The organism is Neorhodopirellula pilleata (assembly GCF_007859915.1).
GTDB classification, from domain to species: domain Bacteria; phylum Planctomycetota; class Planctomycetia; order Pirellulales; family Pirellulaceae; genus Rhodopirellula; species Rhodopirellula pilleata.
The window spans coordinates 253634-274176 of sequence record NZ_SJPM01000002.1 but is presented as its reverse complement, the minus strand read 5'-3'; the positions used below and the strand labels follow the sequence as shown (position 1 = coordinate 274176).

At 55.1% G+C, this 20543-nt stretch carries 12 protein-coding genes; 7 read left to right on the top strand and 5 right to left on the bottom strand.

The genetic code is table 11. The features are described from left to right. Positions 1-938: 938 nt before the first annotated feature. On the bottom strand, positions 939-2270 hold the full coding sequence (locus Pla100_RS06185; protein ID WP_146576824.1) for an MFS transporter: 1332 nt from the start codon (positions 2268-2270) through the stop codon (positions 939-941). 187 nt (positions 2271-2457) lie between these two features. Between Pla100_RS06185 and Pla100_RS06180 the strand changes: the two genes are divergently transcribed. Together Pla100_RS06180 and clpX are read left to right on the top strand one after the other, a co-directional pair. Further along, positions 2458-3354 (top strand): sugar phosphate isomerase/epimerase family protein, encoded by an 897-nt coding sequence (locus Pla100_RS06180; protein ID WP_146576823.1) that lies wholly within the window; start codon positions 2458-2460, stop codon positions 3352-3354. 826 nt (positions 3355-4180) lie between these two features. After that, complete coding sequence (clpX, locus tag Pla100_RS06170) at positions 4181-5461, top strand: ATP-dependent Clp protease ATP-binding subunit ClpX (RefSeq protein ID WP_146576822.1); 1281 nt, start codon at positions 4181-4183, stop codon at positions 5459-5461. A 383-nt stretch (positions 5462-5844) separates the two neighbouring features. On the opposite strand, the gene Pla100_RS06160 is transcribed toward clpX, so the two are convergent. Then, a complete protein-coding gene (locus Pla100_RS06160) occupies positions 5845-7641 on the bottom strand; it encodes a di-heme oxidoredictase family protein (RefSeq protein WP_146576821.1) in 1797 nt (598 codons plus the stop codon). Positions 7642-7895: 254 nt separating this feature from the next. Beyond that, positions 7896-10610, bottom strand: a complete 2715-nt coding sequence (locus tag Pla100_RS06155; protein ID WP_197167734.1) for a Calx-beta domain-containing protein — start codon at positions 10608-10610, stop codon at positions 7896-7898. Between the two features lie 373 nt (positions 10611-10983). On the opposite strand from Pla100_RS06155, the gene flgK reads away from it, so the two are divergent. The 4 genes from flgK to Pla100_RS06135 all read left to right on the top strand — a co-directional run bounded on the left by flgK (position 10984) and on the right by Pla100_RS06135 (position 15407). Continuing rightward, positions 10984-12672, top strand: a complete 1689-nt coding sequence (gene flgK, locus Pla100_RS06150; protein ID WP_146576819.1) for a flagellar hook-associated protein FlgK — start codon at positions 10984-10986, stop codon at positions 12670-12672. Positions 12673-12775: 103 nt separating this feature from the next. After that, positions 12776-13735, top strand: coding sequence for a prenyltransferase/squalene oxidase repeat-containing protein (locus Pla100_RS06145; RefSeq protein ID WP_146576818.1), 960 nt, complete (start codon positions 12776-12778; stop codon positions 13733-13735). 10 nt (positions 13736-13745) lie between these two features. Beyond that, positions 13746-14810, top strand: coding sequence for a prephenate dehydratase (gene pheA, locus Pla100_RS06140; protein WP_146576817.1), 1065 nt, complete (start codon positions 13746-13748; stop codon positions 14808-14810). A gap of 234 nt (positions 14811-15044) precedes the next feature. Continuing rightward, positions 15045-15407 carry a BON domain-containing protein gene (locus tag Pla100_RS06135; protein WP_146576816.1) on the top strand — a complete coding sequence of 121 codons (363 nt, stop codon included), beginning with the start codon at positions 15045-15047 and terminating at the stop codon, positions 15405-15407. Positions 15408-15415: 8 nt separating this feature from the next. Here Pla100_RS06135 and Pla100_RS06130 read toward each other — a convergent pair whose 3' ends face one another. Beyond that, positions 15416-16654 carry an SHD1 domain-containing protein gene (locus tag Pla100_RS06130; protein ID WP_146576815.1) on the bottom strand — a complete coding sequence of 413 codons (1239 nt, stop codon included), beginning with the start codon at positions 16652-16654 and terminating at the stop codon, positions 15416-15418. Further along, positions 16651-18423 carry a S1C family serine protease gene (locus tag Pla100_RS06125; protein ID WP_146576814.1) on the bottom strand — a complete coding sequence of 591 codons (1773 nt, stop codon included), beginning with the start codon at positions 18421-18423 and terminating at the stop codon, positions 16651-16653. The genes Pla100_RS06130 and Pla100_RS06125 overlap by 4 nt, the downstream gene beginning before the upstream one ends. A 224-nt stretch (positions 18424-18647) precedes the next feature. On the opposite strand from Pla100_RS06125, the gene Pla100_RS06120 reads away from it, so the two are divergent. Next, entirely contained in the window at positions 18648-20390 is a 1743-nt protein-coding gene (locus Pla100_RS06120; protein WP_146576813.1) for a sialate O-acetylesterase family protein, read from the top strand. The last annotated feature ends 153 nt before the right edge of the window (positions 20391-20543 follow it).

Below are 20543 nucleotides of genomic sequence, written 5' to 3'. Positions count from 1 at the left end.
ACCTAGCCATTGCCCGCTCGGGCCCATCGAAAAGCCGCTCGGGCTAGTCAAACTGCTAAACATGTAGTTTTTCCTTCTCATAGGACGAAATTGCAGCCCGCACGCGGTCTCGCTCAAGAAGCAACAACCACGAAACGCACGGGTCTCAATCGCAACCCACTTCCGCCTTTTTCACCGTCCAACTCCTGCCCGGGCCATCCGTAATCGCTCGTGAGTGGTTGGTTGATCATTTTGGAAGCAAGCTGCTTCGTGAGCGACCTAAAGCACAAGTGATGCCAATCACATCAAAGGCGAGCCGGACATAGCTCACAAAGCACGCTCAGTCCAAGACTTAATTGAAAATAAAATTTTTCCGCGGATGCCGATTAGGCGAGTGAACAGGGAATCTGCCTAAGATCGAGGCGAACGATGCCAATGAAACTGGCATCCCTGTAGGCTGGGTGGAGGAGGCTCGGCGACGAACACCCGGCAAGCCGTCGTTAGCGGTTGGTTGACTTAAATCGAAACCCGACGCGTCAGCGAGGGATGCATACAAAGGACCTAATGGTGATGAATCCCTCGCTCACGCTTCGGGTTACAATTAAATCGACACGCCCCAAGCCGCGGGCTTTACGGCAAACAAGCTACCATTCGGAACCCGTGGCTAGCGGGCTGTTGATTTAGTCCTCATCGAAACCCGAAGCGTGAGCGAGGGATACATACAAGGGACTTAATGGCGATGAATCCCTCGCTCACGCTTCGGGTTACGATTAAATCAACAGACCGCTAGCGCCATCGGCTCACAAAAACTGACGAACGCGCTAAATCAACAGCCCGTGACGCATCGGGTTGCGACGGAAATAGAATCAACGGGCGGCTAGCTCTTTTCGTTTCGGCCATCAGCCGCGAAACCCTGCCGGGTCTCCGCGGAAGCGGCTCCGAGCCAGCCTACCTCGAACTTACGAATGTTCGGGTAGGGGTGCGTCGTCGAGGCGGTAAAAAATCGCGACGGGCAAAAACAGCAATCCCATCGCGGCGAACACCGCGCTGCGGGGCCAATCGGCGGCGATGATCAGCCGGTCCAAGGCGAAGTAGACCGCTCCGGACATCACGATCGCAAAGAAGTTCGCTTGGTTCATGACCGCGATCATCCGGCCCTTGTACGCTTCGGGAGGACGGGATTGCAGGAACACCTGAATCGGGATGGCAAAGAATGCCGCCGCGCCTCCGGTCAAAATTAGCACCGGGATGCTGCCATAGAACCCTAGCAAGTGCTGGCCACCAGGAAGCGTAATCGAGAACACGAAACACAGAACCACCGTCGCCCACATGCCGATTTGCACCACCGCGTTGTCTGAGACCCGGCGGCTGATTTGTCCGGCGATCAAACCGCCGGCCGCGATTCCCACACTGATCAGCGATACCATCAAGCTCGTCACGGTATCACTGAGTCCGAGTTGAACCTTACCGAGCGAATTGACCGCTTGGATCGTCAAACCGGCAATCAGCCAAAAAATGCACGACGCTAAAAGGGCAAGCATCAATGGTTTGTCGCGACGCAGCAACGTCCGGATTTCTTTGGGGACGGCGAGATTCTCCGGTTTCAGTTTGAGCGTCGGTTCGGCCGAGGGCAGGCGAGCGATGAACAGACTCGCGATCGTGCCGATGACCGCGATTCCGATGCAAACGAGCGACCCGATCCACAATCCGGCTGCGGCTTGCTCCCGCGGCAAATCCGGTGAAACGACGGCGTCTTTGAGAGGGCCCGCCAGCGCCGTGCCGATGATGATGGCGATGAAGGTGGTCATCATCACCAAACCGTTGGCCCGACCGAGTTGCTCGCGCGGGAGCATCTCAGGAAGGATTCCGTATTTGCCCGGGCCAAAGAACGTGCTCTGCAATCCCATCAAAAACAACACGATCCACAAGCCGGTAAAACCGATCAACGGTGTTGCCAAGAATGCCACCAGCCCTGCGGCCATGATGGCGATCTCGGCGACTTTGCTGCCGACGATGATCGAACGCTTGCTATACCGATCCGCCATATACCCGGCCAGCCCGCCGAAGATCACGAACGGCAAACCGAACAGCATCGTCGCGAGGCCTTGCAAATCGGCTGCTTTGGCGGGTTCTTCCCCGGCGACGGCAACGACGGCGGTGGGAACGGCGAGCAGCAGCAACAGTTGCTTAAACAGGTTATCGTTGAACGCTCCGAAAAACTGCGTGCCCAAGAATCCGAGAAATGCGCGGTGCGAAAGTCGATCGATGGGAGCAGGTTGAGTGGGAGCCATGATCGGTTCGCGGGTAAGATGGGAACGATAGTTTTGACGCAGATGCTAATCGATGGAGCGATCGCGGAGATCAGCGGGCAAGATTACCTGCCCTGCAGAACCAGAGCCCGCCGATCGGTGTGACTTTCGCCGGGCGAGCCGAAAATTATTCAGATGAATCCAAATTACGAAAATCCCAGGCGACGAAATGATTCCAGGCTACCATGCCGGCGAGATGTGGTTGCACGAGCCGTCCCGAGCGATCCGACATTTAGCCGAAATGGGTTATCGCAGCGTCGCGATCCGATCGCGGCAAGGAATCTGCGTGCCCGGCGAAGCTGGGTTCGACGCTCAATGGCGTTTGGTACTCGAAACGGCGATTTCGAGCGAGATCGGTTTGGTGATCGACACCGAAGCCCCTTTCGTTTTAGGCGATGAGGCTTGCGCGATGCCGTCACTGGCCGATCCCGACCAGACCGCCGCTTCGCCGTTGATCGAGTGGATCGAACGTTGGATCGACGCCGCCGCGATGCGACCGGGAACGATCGTCAGTCTCGCCAGCGGTCCGCCTCGACCAGGCATGAATCCTGAATCAGCCTTGGAAGTCTTGGCTGAACGTTTACAACGATTATCGGCTCGGGCCGATTCGGCGGGCGTGTTTCTAACGATCCGGCCGGCGGTTTCGCACGTCATCGGCAGCGTGGCCCAGTTCGAACGGTTTCGCCAATGGCTTCGATCGGGCGTATCGCTGGGTTTGGCGGCCGACGTGGGCGAGATGATTCACGCCGGCGAGATGCCTTTGGTTGCTCGCTTGCATCGGCTGGTCGATGATTTGCGACTGGTGTACCTGTGTGACGTGGCGGGCTCAGCCCACGACTCCGACCGTTTTGATAGAAAAGTCCAACGCGACGAAAACGACTGTGTTCCCGGCTCGACCGTCGGGCGGATGGACGTGCCGATCGGATCGGGCGAGGTGGCCGTGCAGCGGGTTGTGGGCGAATTGGCGAAGTTCACCACCGGGGTTCCGATCATCGTGCGGGTCGCCAATCAATCCAACGCCGGATTGGCCGTTCCCCGCCACGCGATGCGTGAATTGAAGTGGTAAAACATCTCCGGTTGGCGAAACGCGTGAAACACGAAACTCCGAGATTTCCCGCTGAAAATTGGTGGACCGTGATATGTCCACCCGCCTATCATGTCGGTGTGACCTGAGGAACGATTGACCAACGATTATGTCAGATATATTCACAAGTACACCCGTGCAGCTTAGTCTCGGGATAACGATCATAGCCGTCGTGATTGCAGTAGCATTTTGGCTATTGAGAAGATTGCGCGACTACACCACCCAAGACCGTCCCGAGCCCGCGTTGAGCCTATCAAACCTCGAAGAAATGCTTCGCAAAGGTGACATCAGCGAAGAAGAATACCGAACTATAAAGGCATCGGCCCACGCTCGGTTTGCGTCCTCCGATTCCGCCAACACCTCAGCCGCTCCGGCGACCAGGGGCGATGGCGGGAAACGGGACCAACAACCTAGTGTGACGTCGTGACCAATCCAGTCGGTGGTTCGCCCTCCCAATTCATTTTGGTTCAAAATTTTTGAGCCGGGCATACCTACCACCGACATAGCCCTAACCCATTACCAAACCACGAATGGCTCGAGCTTAGAGGACACGGATGTTCCTCCAAGACCTGCGTCGATCCGATCCCATCGGTCCGGCACAACGTATTGGAAAGCATTCGAGTCGTGGCTGAACCGTTCGATGTGTCGAGTTCCTGTTGAGTGGAACCAGACGAACGAAGATCGACGCGAACACGTTGCCCGTCACCGGATCTCCCATCCTTCGACGAGCCGCTAAGTTCAAGAACGTCGCCGGTCTTCAATGTTCTGGTCTCCAAGCGATAGTGCTCTTTTAAGTAAGGAGTCGTGTATGCCCACTAAGGAATCTTCGAACTCTCGCCGCGGCGGCGCGGCGACTAAGAAGAATGCGTTCTGTAGTTTCTGCCGCAAGAGTTATCGTGACGTCGGCCCGTTGGTCGAAGGTCCCGGCGACGTGTATATCTGTGCCGAGTGCATCGAACTTTGCCAATCCATCCTCGATCAAGAACAACGCCGACGTGGACCGTCGAAGACGCTGTTCAGTGACATCCCCGCCCCACGAACCATTGTCGAGCATCTTGATAATTACGTGATCGGCCAAACCTCCGCGAAGCGAGTCCTCGCCGTCGCCGTTCACAATCATTACAAACGTTTAACAAGCAGCCTCGAAGACAACGGCGACGTTGAAATCGAGAAAAGCAACATCCTGCTCGCCGGCCCGACCGGTAGTGGCAAAACGTTGCTCGCCCGATCCCTCGCCCGCATGCTCAACGTGCCGTTCGCCATCGGCGACGCGACCACGCTGACCGAAGCGGGTTACGTCGGCGAAGACGTCGAAAACCTGTTGCTCAAACTCCTCCACGCAGCCGACTTCGACGTCGAAGCGGCCCAGCGGGGCATCCTTTATATCGACGAAGTCGATAAGATCGGACGCACCAACGGAAACGTCTCGATCACCCGAGACGTCTCCGGTGAAGGCGTGCAACAAAGCCTACTGAAAATGCTCGAAGGCACGATCGCCAACGTTCCACCGCAAGGCGGACGCAAGCATCCCGAACAACAATACATCCAGATGGACACGAGCAATATCTTGTTCATCTGCGGCGGAACGTTCGTCGGGATCGAAGAGATCATTCGCCGTCGACTCGGTCACCGAACGCTCGGTTTCGGCGAAGCGGCCTCGATGCGGAACGAACAAAGCGAATCGGACTTGCTCGCTCAGGTGCAGACCGAGGATATCCTGAAGTTCGGCTTGATCCCCGAGCTCGTCGGACGGATGCCCGTGGTCACCTACTTGCAACCGCTCGATATGGAAGGCTTGATCCAAGTCCTCACCGAACCGAAGAACTCGCTCGTCAAACAGTACCAAGCGTTGTTCGCGATGGAAAACTGTGAACTCAACTTCACCGAGGGTGCCCTCAAAGCGATCGCCGCCAAGGCAATCAACAAAGGCGTCGGGGCTCGCGGTTTGCGTGGGATCATGGAAGACGTGATGCTCGACATCATGTACGACCTGCCCGAGCAAGAAGACGGACGGGTTTACACGATCGACGAAACCATCGTCGCCGGCCAACGACAACTATTCCAAATGCCAACCACCAAAAGTGCCTGATTTCTTCATGTGAAACTGGATGAAGGGCTTTCCAAGACCCTTCGACGGAGTCGGTTCCGTCGAAGGGTTTTTTCGTATCGTCGCATCAGTTAACCCAGCCCCGCTGGCTGAGTTCGGTAAGTGTCCATTTACGACTTGCTCAGATAAACCGCTGCTTTCGTTCAGGCGATTGATCACGATCAGTGCGTCCGGTGCCGTGACGGTGTTGTCGCGATTGACGTTTAACTAGCTTCCAGCGTGTGTATTTGTTTCCACAGGCTGGAAGCCTATGCCACTTATTGTTCACGCATGCCTCGAGAATCCCTCACGTACCACGCGTAGCCACTACAATCCGAGAACAACCTTATCTGCCGCGAATACTGATTTGCCGTCTATCCTACTGTCTATTCGTTGGATGAGTCAGCTTCTTCGGGAGCACGCAGTGAGAGCAAGAAAGCGAGTAGATTTTTCTTGTCGGGCTCACTCAAAGCGACAAATCTATCTCGTGAGGACTTTGCTTCACCACCATGCCAACGAATGGCTTCGTCCAGTGTAGAGGCTCGGCCATCGTGCAGGTAAGGCGCGGTGTCGGCAATTCCCCACAGCGGCGGCGTCCGCCATTCACGCTGCAGTTCGTCCCAAGTCGCGAAATGCGATCGGCCGTTGTTGTCAGCCACTGAATGTGAATAACCAGCTTTACTTTTAACCGACGTGGGTCGTGGTCCGCGTGGGAATTGCGGCTGTTCGGGGGCCTTAATGGCCTCAGCCTGCGGCAAAGTTTGAGAGCTCGAGCCGCTGTAGTATGCAGGCGTGGTTCCACTGATCGGGCCCTGGACCGGATAGGGTTGTGGACGACTCATTGCGACCGATAGCAAGGATCCAACCGGAGCAGGAGACGGTGCCTGCAGCGCTTCACCCATGTCGTGAAGCAACAGATCACTAAATACATCCAGCGCAGGGTAAACGTCTGGCACATGGCAGCTTGCGCAGCCAATGGAGTTGAACGTTGACTCACCTTGGAACACTTGCTGCGAAGTGTGGCCCGCAGGTGTCGTTTCAATCGGGGAAGAGATGGAAGCAACGTGAGCTGTCAATCGCATCACGTCTTGACTCGACATATCAATACCAGGAGGTTGATACGTTAAGTTGACGGGATCGCCAGGTTGCGGCGTTGTTACTTGAGTCAGCCCCAGTTCTCCGGCGCATGCCTGTGAGACAAACGCCGACACCGATCCGACCTGACCTCTCCAACCAAATTTCATCACCACTCGACCGCTGATTTCTCCACCGGACTCCTCCGCCTGTTTTTCCGCCAGGGTGGCCAAGCGATTGGGCGAGATGCGATCAATTAATCCGAGGCCGAATAGCGGTGGTGCGTTTCGTTGGCTTAAGTAGAAATCGATATCACCATGTCGTCCGGCGACCACCGGCTGACTCGCAATTGCCTCGGACGTTCGATTGTTTGGCTCGAACCAATTACGATCGATACCACCAGGAACGTAACTTGATAGCCGATTCCGGATTTCATCGTAGCCTTCGCGGGTCGAGTGATCGTGGACCACGGTTTCGATCGAAAGGGTCCCTCGTTCATTCAGCAGAGAAGGAAACAAATCCAATAGCTGTTGCCCATGTTCCTTGTTGATCTCTTCGAGGGCAAGTGAACGCGGATCGATCGTGATTAGCGTGACATTGTGTTCCACACCCGAGCCACCACCATTGCGATGGCAATCAGCACACGATGTTGCATTGTGAAGGGGACCCAGTCCATCTCCGACTCGGTCCTGGATCATTGGGATCAAGGAGTTGCCGCTCGCGCCGGGTTGCAAGGCCATACGTCGAGCTTCGATCGACGCCAAGCGTGCTGCCGTTAACTCCATTCGTGTGGGCTGTCGAGGCGGCGTTGGATTAATCCTGGCGTCAGATGATAGAGCATTCGCTGAAACGTCGCCCTGTATTGTCCGTATTGAACCGCTTACGAGCTGCCCAATTTTGGAGGGTTCGGTCGGTTGCCAGCGATGCTCGAACAATTCTGCTCCGGTCCGTGTCGCAACCAACAACTCCTTGGCGACGGGCGATTTGTCTTCTGGATCGTTACTATCCGGTGGCGAAAAAGATTCCGTCTGAGCGGTCGCCGAAAGCGCGAACGCAAAGATCGTCAATATTGCCGCCACGCCGCGTCGACCGTATTTCGTGAACCGCATCTTAAACTCCCTCTCGCTTGATTACACGTTTAATGGATGCTAGAGCGATTAACGAATTATGATCGCCGCATCCTTTCGACCTGTCATTGTATGGGATGCCGGGGGGGCATGGACCCCAAAATTGGGCGAAGACGTTTCAAATTACGATTCTACAAGCGGACGCAAGCGATACCGAAATTTTTCGAGCTGTGCTTAGTTCAACTCGTGAGGTCGATCGGGACGTTTTGGTCACTCTCGAAACCTGACCTTTTCGGTTACTGCACCAACATTCTCTTGTCGACTGATACCGGTAGGTCACCCTCAAGATCACCATCAACGAAAGCGAAATCATGGATCTGCGGTTCCGTTGCCGTAAGCGGTTGGGCCAGACTTTCAATCGGATTATCGAACTTACCAAACGGTTGTGGAGTGCTTCCGACGTCGTTGAATAGTTCGTTCACGGCCCGATCGTGTCGTGTGTATTCCTGTTCTCGACTAGCTAAATAAGAATCGACATTCGATGCCGGAGCTGGAGCCACGACGATCGGTTCGCCTTGACTTACGACTTGTTCAGATAAACCGCTGCTTTCGTTCAGGCGATTGATAACGATCAGTGCGTCCAGTGCCGTGACGGTGTTGTCGCGATTGACGTCCAAGTAGTAATCGTCATTGGCGGCCCCATTGAGGGTGCCGCTGCCGAACTCATTGAGATAATTGATCACGACCAACGCATCCAATGCGGTCACCGAACCATCCGCCGTGCTGTCGGTGGGCGAGAATAAATTGCTGTAGGCCTGTGTCGTGACAGCGCCGGATCCCGAGGATGATTCAATTGAATATTGACGCTGGATAGACTGAGACGGAAAGACGACCGCGTAAGTTTGTCCATTGATTAAACCGGCCGTCGTCAGATCTCCCGTTTGCGAACCAATGGAATTGTTATCCGCATCGAGGATTCGAATCATACCGTCGTCAAGATTAAATCCGAGCGGCTCAACCGAAAGGGTTGTACCCTGGAGTGCTCGAAAGATAATTGCGTTGGCAAAGTTGGATGCCGGAACAATGTGATTTTGTACGACTGAATTCGGATGAATGATGTTGACGTCGGAATTTCCCGGTGTGCTGTCGTCGTCGTCGCGGATGATGCCGGTCGCGTCTGCGTCAACAATCGTCGCTCCGCCCGTGGGATTGCCGAGCGTGACTAAGAATGATTCATCGAACTCATTGGTCCCGTCACCAAGAACGGGAATGCTAATCGACTTAGATACTTCACCGTCGTTGAATTGCACGTTTCCCGAGGGAAAGATTCCTTGGAAAAAGTCATTCGGATCGGCCGGGTTCGAACCGGTACTCGAGACCGCATAACTGACAAGGGTGATCCCCGAGGTCAGTCCCGAGCGAGTGACGTTGAATGTATAGAGGGTGGTCCCGAAATCGCCTTCGGGTCGATCCGCGTTCACCGGAGCGATCGCAAGTTGAGCAACCGCAGCGGAATCATCATTTCGAATAATGCCATTGGCGGAAGCGGAGGAGATCGACGCACCCGCAGTGGGATTCGACAACGCCACAAGAAAAGTTTCGTCTGGTTCGAGGCTCAAGTCGCCTCGGACCGGGATTGAAATGGTTTGGGTTGACTCACCGTCGGCAAATACCACAGAGCCGGAAGGTAACGAACCTTCCGAGAAGTCAGCGGCGTTGGCCGGATTGGTTCCTGAACCGATCACGTCGTAGCTTGCCAAGACGACACCCGATGTGTCGCCATCACGGGTCACCGTGAACTGAAAATTGATGATGCCGTCGTCGCCTTCGTCGCGGTCCGCATTCGTCGCCACGATCGCCAGCGACGGCGGCGCTGTTTGATCATCGTTTCGAATCGTTCCCGTCGCAGTGCCATTTGCAATGTCAGCTTGACCGGAAGGGTTGCTCAACATCACGGTGAAGGTCTCGTCGGATTCGTTAATTAAGTCACCCGTCACGTTGATCGTGATAGTTTGCGAAACTTGTCCACTGAAGAATGTCACCTGTCCGTTCGGTAGGACGCTGCCGTTGAAGTCATCGATGTTCGCCGGGTTCGAACCGGTGCCGACGACCGAATAGTCAACTGTCGTGGAATTGGTGGTGTTGCCATCCCTGGTCACGGTAAAAATGAACGGTGTGAACCCAGTATCACCTTCCTGCCGATCCGCATTGGTGGAAACGATTTCCAAGCTCGCCGCGAGTGGTTGATCATCATCGCGAATGATTCCGGTCGCCGATTCATCTTCGATGATCGCGGATCCAGAAGGATTGCTCAACGTCACGATGAATGATTCGTCATCCTCAACGATCGAGTCGCCGGAAACATTGATGGTAACTGTCCTGGAAGCTTGTCCGGCGAAAAAGACGACTTGCCCGGACGGCAATGCGTTTCCATTGAAGTCATCGACGTTGGCCGGTTGCGAACCGCTTCCGAGGACGTCGTATTCGACCGTGGTAGATCCTGAAAGATCTCCGGTGCGAGCAACGGTAAACGTAAATGGAGTGATACCGCTGACACCTTCATTGCGATCCGCATTGTCAGCGACGATGGAGAGGGTCGATGGCGGCGGGGCATCGTCATCGCGGATCGTGCCGATCGCCGATGCCGTGGCGAAGGTCGAATCGTCCGACGGATTGCTCAAGTTGACCGTGAACGTTTCGTCGCTCTCGATGATCCGGTCACCCGAGATGTTGACGGTGAGCGTTCGGGAAGACTGACCGGCGAAAAAGATGATCTGCCCGGTCGGCAATACGTTGCCGTTAAAGTCGACCACGTTGGCGGGATTTTGACCGCTGCCAAAAACCGAGTAGTCCACCGTGGCAGAGTTCGTCGTGTCACCGATGCGGCTTATTTCAAAAGTAAAGGGAGTCACGCCGCTATCCTCCTCGTCGCGATCCGCATTATCGGCGGCGATCGAAATAACCGCCAACAGGCGGCGCGTTTCGAGACACTCGGCTGAGAGGCGACGCACGTGGATTGGTTGTCGTGCTCGCTTCCGAGTAAGTCGCCCGTGTTGGGCACGATGTGGTTCGACCGCCCCCCGACATTGTCGCAGTGCCCAAAGTGCGAATTGATTGATCGGCCATACTCCGAATGCTATTGACTTCATGATTTTGACCAGTGGTGCGGTATCGATTGCCCTCAATGGAAGGCATTTCGCGTGCCGAACCGGCCTTTTCAACAGGTCTGTCTAGTGGCGTAGGAGCTGGCGACTGGTTTCGGCCGGGCGAAAATCAATGCTTTTGGTAAAGCTTGCCGGTTATGACGGTCGATGCAAATAGCAGGGCGTCGCGCTGCGCATGGGTTCGGAGCGGCGATCGATTACCGCCAACGAAGCCATCACCATGGGTCTTTTCGGAACCATTCAACAATCCGCCGGTGCGCTCAATGCGGCCCAGATCGGGTTGCAGGTGGTCGGCAACAACATTGCCAACGCCAACACCGAAGGCTACATTCGGACCCGTCTGGAACAATCGCCCGCGACGGCGTTTCGCCAGGGTGGATTGATCAAAGGCCAAGGCGTTCGTGCGACGGGCGTCAAGCAGATCATCGATCAAGCGCTCGCCGAGCGAATGTTCAATGCCAAGACCGCTGTGGATGGCTCCCAAGCTTTGCAATCCGCCTACAACCAACTCGAAGAACTCGCTTCGGACCTTGATGGCGGTGGGCTCAACGAGCAGTACTCGCTGTTCAACAACGCGTTGCATGATCTATCGACCCAGCCCAATGATTCGGCGATGAGGGAGTTCGTCATCATCCAAGCGGAAAGCTTGGCGGCGAGTCTGCAAAATTCGCGAAAAAAGGTCGGCGACCTGGCCGAATCCCAAAACGGTGGCCTATCCGACATGGCTACGCAGATCAATCGATTGACCGAACGCATCGCACGATTGAACCTTGAGATTACTTCGATCGAAGGTGGCAAGTTGCTCGGCAGCGACGCGACCGGATTGCGGGACCAACGTTATCGAGATCTTGAAGAGCTTGCCGGATACATCGATATCAATTGGCAGGAACAGGACAACGGAAACGTTTCTGTATTTGTCGGCGGGGATTACTTGATTAACAACCGCAATCATCGCGAAGTGTACGCCGCGTTCGATGAATCCGCAGGCGGTATCCAGGTTCGGATCAAAGAGACCGATGCGGCGCTGCAGGTCAAAGGCGGTAAGTTGGGTGCCGCCATCGAAGCTCGAGACAATGTGTTCGGAAAATACATCGATGGGCTCGATCAGATGGCGTCTGAGTTGATTCGGAGCATCAACGAAGTCCACTCGCAAGGGCAAGGCCGACGCGGATTCGAATCCGTCATCGCCGCCAACCCGAGTGATCCCGGCTCTCCGATCAGCCAAGCAGGACTCATCCCTGAACCTCGCAACGGGACCTTTGACATCAACGTCGTCGACAACCAAGGCGAGCTTCTATCGACGACACGGATCTCGGTTCGCAACCTCGGGCAACTCGGTGATGCGACAGTTTCATCGATCGCGAACGAAATCAACCAAATCGACGGCCTGACCGCGTCGGTTTCCGCCGACGGACGTTTGCAGATCGAAAGTGATTCGCCGACCGCCCAGTTCACGTTCGGTGAAGACACCAGCGGTTTCCTTTCGGCGGCGGGGATCAATACGTTTTTTGTCGGAACGTCGGCCAAGGATATCGCGGTCAATCCGGTGATTCAAAACGACATTGATTTGTTGGCGATCTCGCGCACCGGGATCGGACAAGACACCGATACGCTATATGAGATGCTCGACTTGGTCGACAAGCCGCAAGAGTCGTTGGACGGACGTTCGGTCCGAGGTTTGTACGAGAACATGTTGGCGAGACTCGGCCGCGAAAGCAATCTGCAAGCCAGTGCGAGTGAGGGACTCGATGACTTCTACGCGACGCTCAAGAGCCAACACTTGGCGATCACGGGTGTGAACATTGACGAGGAATCGATTAAGATGATTTCTTACCAAAGAGCGTTCCAAGCTTCTTCGCGAGTGATTTCCACCGCCACGGAAATGCTCGAAATCCTCATGGCACTATGAGCCTATCCGAAAAGGGGTCTGACCCTCTCCGGCGAGACCAACTAGACACAAAAATTAACTCGCCTCCAAAGGGTCAGACCCCTTTTCGGATAGGCTCGGTGATATGAGCGGATACCTGCAGGAACTGACCCTTCGACTCGCGTTGGGCGCTTCGCAGTTGGAACCCTTGCTCAAGCAACGCCATGGCGCGTGGTTGCAAAGCTGCCAACATGCCGACGGCGGCTTCGCCGGACGGGAGGGCCAGAGCGATCCGTACTACACCGCGTTTGCTCTGCGATCGTTATGGATTCTCGGTGAATTGAACGAATCGGTCGCGGGTCGGGCGGGACGATTTCTGCGTGATCGATTGCAGCGACGTGATTCCGTGATCGATTTAATTTCATTAATCTTTGCCGCTGCGATTCTCGAGATGGCGACCGGTGAGGTCGTGATCTCGGACGACGATACGCGATGGCGCGACAATGTTGCTGACTTGCTGTCGACGCTACGTTGTGGCGACGGCGGGTTTGCCAAAACACCCGAAGGTCGCGCCGGAAGCACTTACCAGACGTTCTTGTCGGTGCTTTGTTTTGAGTTGATGGACGTGCCCGTTCCCGAGCCCGATCGCATCGCTGAATTTTTGGAATCGCAACGACACGACGAAGGCGGCTATTTGGAAATTCGCGTTGCCAAACGAGCCGGCGTGAACCCGACGGCGGCCGCGATCGGCACGCTGAAAACGCTTGGTTATCTTGATGTCGCCGACCAAACCGATACGATCGAGTTTCTACTCGAGATGCAAAGCGACGAAGGTGGATTGACGGCCAACACTCGCATCCCTTTCGCTGATTTGTTGAGCAGTTTTACCGGCTTGACGACGCTCGTTGATCTGGAGGCGGCCGATCAAATCTCGCTGGCGAGACTCCGATCGTACGTTCAGTCCATGCAAAGTCCCAGCGGCGGATTTGTTGGTTTTGCCCTCGATCAAACGGCGGACGTGGAGTACACGTTCTATGGACTAGCGGGTCTGGCGATGATCGCCACGATACCACCCGACCTTCCCACCGTGGACATCCGAACGTAGCTTTAAGCGGATGAGCATTTTCCAAACCATTGCAGATATCGACCGCGAGCTATTGTCGCTGTTGGAAAAACGATGCCAACTCGTCGCCGACGAGTTGTCCGTGACGGACGTATCCTTGCCCGAAGCGATCCGGCGAACCGAAGCGGTGATTGAGGCCGAGGCGGCCTCGCGTTCGCTTTCGCAATCGACCCGCCGTGCCATTTTGCGTCACGTCGTTTCAGCCTGCTATCAGGTCGCTCGTCCGTCTCGCGTCGCGTTCTTGGGACCGGTTGATAGTTATAGCCACCTCGCGACGATCGCTTATTTCGGCGACTGCGTGGAGTACTCGCCCGTGGCCTCGATTAAAGCCGTGTTCGAAGCGGTTGCCGCCGGCCAAGAGAATGAAAACGGCGGCTGTGAATTCGGCGTCGTGCCGATCGAAAACAGCACCGACGGACGTGTCGTCGATACGCTCGGTCGCTTGGCCATCGGCGAAGTCAACCTGACCGGCGAAGTCTTGATGTCGATTCATCACAACTTGCTGTCGATCGGCAAGTTAGACGAAATCATCGAAGTTCACAGCAAGCCGCAAGCCCTGTCGCAGTGCCGTCGGTGGTTGGCCGATCATTTGCCCGAAGCGACGCTCGTCGAGACCGCGTCCACTACCGCCGCAGCGGCTGCGGCGGCAGCCTCGCCGACGATCGCCGCGATCGCCAGCCTACCCGCCGCGACGCGGTACGGTCTGGGGGTTTTGGAAGCATCGATCGAAGATAATCGCGACAACGTCACGCGTTTCGCCGTGCTCGGTTCGCAAAAGCCCGCCCCGACCGGCAACGACAAAACAACCTTGTTGTTCCAAGTCGAACACCGACCAGGCGCGTTGGCCGATGTGATGGGGATCTTTAAACAGGCTCAACTGAATCTGACTTGGATCGAATCGTTCCCTCAACCAGGGCGTCCTAACGAGTATTTTTTTGTCGTCGAGTTTCCGGGCCACCGTGATGCGGCCAACGTGTCCGGTGCGATCGAAACACTCGTCAAAGAAACCCGCCAAGTCCGCGTCCTGGGAAGCTATCCGTGTGGCAGACGTATTTAAAACCAATCCGAAACATTGTCGCACCAACGATCCGATAGGCTCTAACGGGAGCGGCAAGTAGAGAAACTTCGACTAATTGCCAGAATAATCGGTTTCCAAGACTCAGGGCCGGTAAGGTCATGGTGCTGTTCTCGTTGTCGAACCATTTTTGTCGAACAATGGACAGGCAGCTCTCGACTTCCGATGCTCGCGGAGGTTCTGCGGTCTTCGACGGGCGATCGCAGGGAAATCAAGATGTCTTCTTCGAATCAGGTCCCCGATAAAAGCCTTTTGCAGAGTGTGCAGCGAAAGCTATCGCAAAAATGTGCCGGAGGGAAAATGATCACGTCGGTTCGTAGCGGCGTCGCTACCGTCAGCGGAGTGATCAAGAATGAGCACGAACGCAAACCGATCCTCCGCACGATCACGGGCGTGCAAGGCATTCGTCGTGTGATCGATCAGTTGCGAGTTGAAAAACGCAAGCAAGTCGTCTTCCAGCCTCGAGAGATCGACAACGCCGAATCCGCTGAACCGTCCGACAACGACACCACCGCGTCCGAGATATCCACCGAGCCTCCTCTGACAAACTCCGCGACGCCGGATTCAATGCCTGACTGAATTGGCAATTATTCTTCGCTCGGCATACGAAAGATTTCGACAAGTTTACCAATGGGTGCACCGATCGCCGCGAAATGGAGTCCGTCTGGGGAAAAGGCAACGTATTTGACATAACCGCTGTCGCCCATTTCAAAACTCCGCACCGGCATCCCTGTTTCGACATTCCATAGTTTGACTTTGGATAGCCCGCCACTAACCAGACGCTTTCCGTCGGGCGAATACGCGGCACTCCAGTGCGTCTCGGTGCCTTTGCTGATCACGACCGGCGATACCGTCTGCGTTTCAATGGTATGGAAATCGTAGGTACGGTCGACGGAAATCGCATTCCCATCGGGCGCGATCACCGCAACTTGGCCACTTCCGTTGGTCAGTGGCATTCGTTGAATGATCTTCCTCGATGGGATGTCGATCACGGCGGCGATTCGACCATCGGTTATCATTGCCTGGCCGCCTTGGCGGCTGAACCGTGCATGACTGCAGGAGCTGAACTTGAAATCACGAAACCGAGCATACACTTCACCCGATGAAGCATTCCAAAGGCATGCCGTTCCGGTCGAATGCATTGTCAGCACATGTTGGTTGTCCGGCGAAACCACCACGGATTTGATTTCTCCGGCATCGACGGGAAATTCAATGTCAGGTTTGAGAGTACCCTCGCCGTCAAACTGCCAAATCAACGCGCGTCCGTCGTATCCTCCCACGATCAACCGTTTTCCATCGGGCGTGAACGTCAACGCAGAACGATTACCGCTATGGATACGATAAGTCGTCTTGGTCGACGCTTTGATATTGATGACGGTCACGTTATCACTGCCGAGTGTGACCAGAAACGCTCCATCGTTCGAGAATGCGAGTCCGTTGTAGCCCCACGAGTCGGAACGGAACTGTCGAATCGATCCCGATGCGGAGGGTGTGTCGACCTGGTTGGGTTCTATCTTCGGCGAGGGCAAAGCGGGTTCTGGCGAACGATCACTCTCTTGCAACAGTGGTTTGACGAGTGCTGCGTATTGAGGTATCGAGGCAATGAATTTGAGGTCTTCCACACTCAAACGTTTTAGTGGAACAGTATTGACTCTACCGTCAGGCCGCTCCAAGTAGGCTTTCCCATCACGAACCGCGACGAGCTCCGCTTCGGCTTTGAATGTACCGGTAGCGTCAGTCCATGTTCGAGCCTGGACTACGGCGTGGTCGAGAACAACAAGCATGCAGCCTAGACAGAACGTTCGGAGAATTTTTGGAACAATCATTGGTCGAAATCGAATTGATTCAAACTGGATGACTCGGGAATTTCCTTGACACTTTCGGTTTTGGCATCGTCGTTGGACGCACGTTCCGGAGGTTCTAATGAGCGAAATCCAGAAGCCCGTGCGGAATCTTGCTGTTGTTTCTTTTTCAATGCCTCGGCGTCGATTCGTTCTTTCTCCAACATCGCATCGTCGAGGAGCCTGTAAGTCATCGAGATCGGAATTCGCAGCGTGAGATTGTCTTGATGAACTTTGATGGTCATTTCATAGTCCATGTTTTTCATCCGACGAGCGATCGGATCAAACATTCCCTTCCCCGATCCGGTGACATTCAGTGGCGAGGTATCCTTGGTTTCGCCCTCAACGTGGATGGAATACGTCTTGTTGACTTCAATGCCCTCGGGGGATGGTTCGCCAAGCACAATAGTGGTCGTTTCGGTTCCGAAGATTGCGTTGGATGTTCGCGGCGGAACTTGTTGGCGTATCCATGGTGCACGGTGTCTCGATGCGAATCGATCAAAACCGTAGGGATCCCGTTCCATGTTGCGTTGCCGAGCGTTTATCTCCGGGAACACGAGTAAACTTGTTGAGACCGTGCGACCAGGGCTCGAATTGGGCAGCATTTCGATCCCGACTCGGCTGACATTGCCGAGTAGCAAAGGGAGCATCGCCTGCTCATCGTCTCGAATCGTTTTACCGGAAGAATCGATTTGGATTGTGCCGTTGTGGTGCTCATGCTGCGGAGTCTTGAGGTAGATCGACGCGGATGCTGACGAGGACGAAGTGTACCAATAGCTGGAGTACGTTAGCTCATGTGGGCGTTCTATCCCTAAACCCTTGGGCCCCATTTGAACTTTCAACAAAACCGTCGCGGCACTGATACGATCGATCGCATCGGGAGCGGACAATACTTTTGGTTCGGTTTGCTTTTCAATCGGAATGTCCAACTTGTTTACCATTTCGATCACTTTGTTCGACGGAATGGCAAAGCCGACTTCGGAGATTCCAGTGCCGGCAAGCATCGAGTTGGTAACACCGATGAGGCGAGCCGAATCGTCGACGAGAGGTCCTCCGCTGTTGCCAGGATTGATTGTCGCATCGATTTGTAACGCATCGGTCCCCAATAGCCCACCGCGACCTGAGATCTCACCCTTGCTGACCTTGATCGTTTCTCCCAATACATCCGAGAGCGGATAGCCGATCGCTCGGACTTCTTCACCCAAACGCACATCATCCGAGTCGGCAAACTTCACATATGGCAGATCCTGTCCGTCCAGACGAAGCACCGCGAGATCGTTTGCGAAGTCCAGTTGAATCACCGTCGCATCGAACTGCGTTTCGCCGACGGTTGCCCGAATGCTTGTCGCCCCTTTCACCACATGAGCGCAAGTCACGACGACGCCTTCGGGATGAATCACAAAACCGGAACCACTGCCCTCTCCGGTTTCCTCCTCTGTCGCGATCACGATCGGTTGATGAACCGTCGGCCGAATCGAATTTCGACCGCGGTAACTCACGCTGTGCGATCCGACTTCGGCTTCGATTTCAAACTCATAAACCAACCGCTGATCAGGTTCCCACAAATACGTTACAGCAGACTCAATTGGATCGAGTGACTTGGGAACCTCGGGTCCTAAAGCAGGCGGACCTGCGATCAATTGAAGTTCGGGAGCGATCGAGAAAGATCCGAGACCGAATACGATCAGCAGGAACAACAACGGCATCACAAGCGCAAGTCTCCAGCGTCCCGGGTCGATGATTAGGGAGGTCATTAGAATTGCCTATCGATTGATGGCTCGAATCAGGGAATCGTCCGGACGTGATTACAGACAAAGAATACCAAAACTAGCTTGCTTTTGCCGCCAAGAGCTGACTCTACCCGCGATGTTGAAAGGAAGTCGGCAAACCATTCCTTGAAATTCTGCCGACGGCGAGGGCCCCAGGATTGGTCTACAATGCGTTCTTTGTCCCCTTCGAAATAAATCGGTGAAACGTCATGAGAGTTGCAAATCTGGTTCTGGTTATCGTTTTGCTTGGTATGGGCGATCTTTTCGCGTCGCCAAGTTTGCCAAGTTTCTTCAGCGACCACATGGTTTTGCAACGTGATCGCGACGTTGCGATTTGGGGCACCGCATCGCCGAACGCAGAGGTTACCGTCGCATTCAAAGGCGAATCGACCACCATTCGCGCGGATGCCGACGGGAAATGGCGGACGACCATTTCAAGCGGCCAAGCCGATGCCGTCGGAGCGGAGCTGACCGTCATTTCCGATGGCGAAACGCTGACGCTCGAGGATGTTTTGGTGGGTGAAGTTTGGTTCGCGTCAGGCCAATCGAACATGTACTTTACGATGAACCGAGTCCCGGCTTATGAGGACTTGATAGCGAAGACCGATCATCCGAGCATCCGGATGTTCAACGCTCCCTTGGTGACCGCCGTCGAACCACAGGATGACATTGATGGCGAATGGACGATGTGTCGTCCCGAGACGATTCCCGGCTATTCGGCCGTCGCGTTTTTCTTTGCCCGGAAACTGCATCAAGAATTAGGAATCCCGATCGGAGTGATCAAATCGGCTTGGGGCGGTAAGCCGGTCGAGACGTTCACCAGTCGTCAGGCACTTGGCACGTTGCCGGGAACGAAAGCATTGGTCGACGCAGTCCTCACGAACGATCAAAACTTTGATCCACAACAATCTCAAACGCAGTTCGAAACACGGTTGAAACAATGGGAAGCCGCTCTTGACGCTTGGAAGGCCAAACCAGCCGCCGAGCGAGGACGTTCGCCGCAACGACCGTCGGTGCCCAAGCGTCCGCTCGATACCGAAGGCCAACCCGGTGTGCTTTTTAACTCGATGATTCACCCTTTTGCCGGTTACACGATGCGAGGTGCGATCTGGTACCAAGGCGAAGGCAACGCCAAACCGGGAGCGGTACCCTACGATCAAACGCTACCACTGATGATCAACGATTGGCGAACGCGGTGGGACGACGATTTCTCGTTCTACTTCGTACAACTGGCCAACTACCGCGAACCGACGACCGAACCAGGTAACAACGATCCCTGGCCACTTTTGCAAGACCGGATGCGACGGGTTCTCTCATCGACACCCAAAACCGGGATGGCGATCATCAACGACATCGGTGAAGCGAACGACATTCATCCCAAGAACAAGCATGACGTCGGCGAGCGTTTGGCGTTATGGGCGTTAGCCCAAGACTACGACCGAGACCTTGTTTACTCCGGGCCGCTGTTCCGATCCACCGAGGTTCAGGGCGATGCGATGCACGTGACGTTCGAACATATCGGTTCAGGGCTGAGATCTCGCGACGGTTCCGACCTCACAAGGTTTGAAATCGCCGGCGACGATCGCGCGTGGCATTGGGCCGAAGCCAAAGTCATCGACAAGAACACCGTCGCGGTGAGCAGCGAAAAAGTGACCGCGCCGGTCGCCGTCCGATACGCTTGGGCGGCCAATCCTTCCGGTGCCAACCTGATCAATAGCGAAGGACTTCCCGCCTCGGTTTTCCGCACCGACGATTGGGACGATGTCGAAACGCCGACGGACCCTACCGCGCAGAACAACCTTCAGCAACGTCGGGCGCTCGCCGTTGAAATTCAAACGCTGAAAGCCGAGAGGGCGAAACTCGAACCCGGCAGCGAAGAATTTCAAGCAATTTCGAACAAACAACGCAAGTTGATGGAGAAATTCAAAACGATGACTCAAAACCGGAAGTGAACCATTGGTTTGCTCGGAACCACACGACCCTCGGTCCGTTTGGACCGATTGTAGCAATCAGAAGGAACTCTCGGATCGTGATCCTGTTTCTCGGCACGTTTGTATAGGTAGCCGCGACCACGATTACCGATGCATGTGTGCAGAGGGATGACG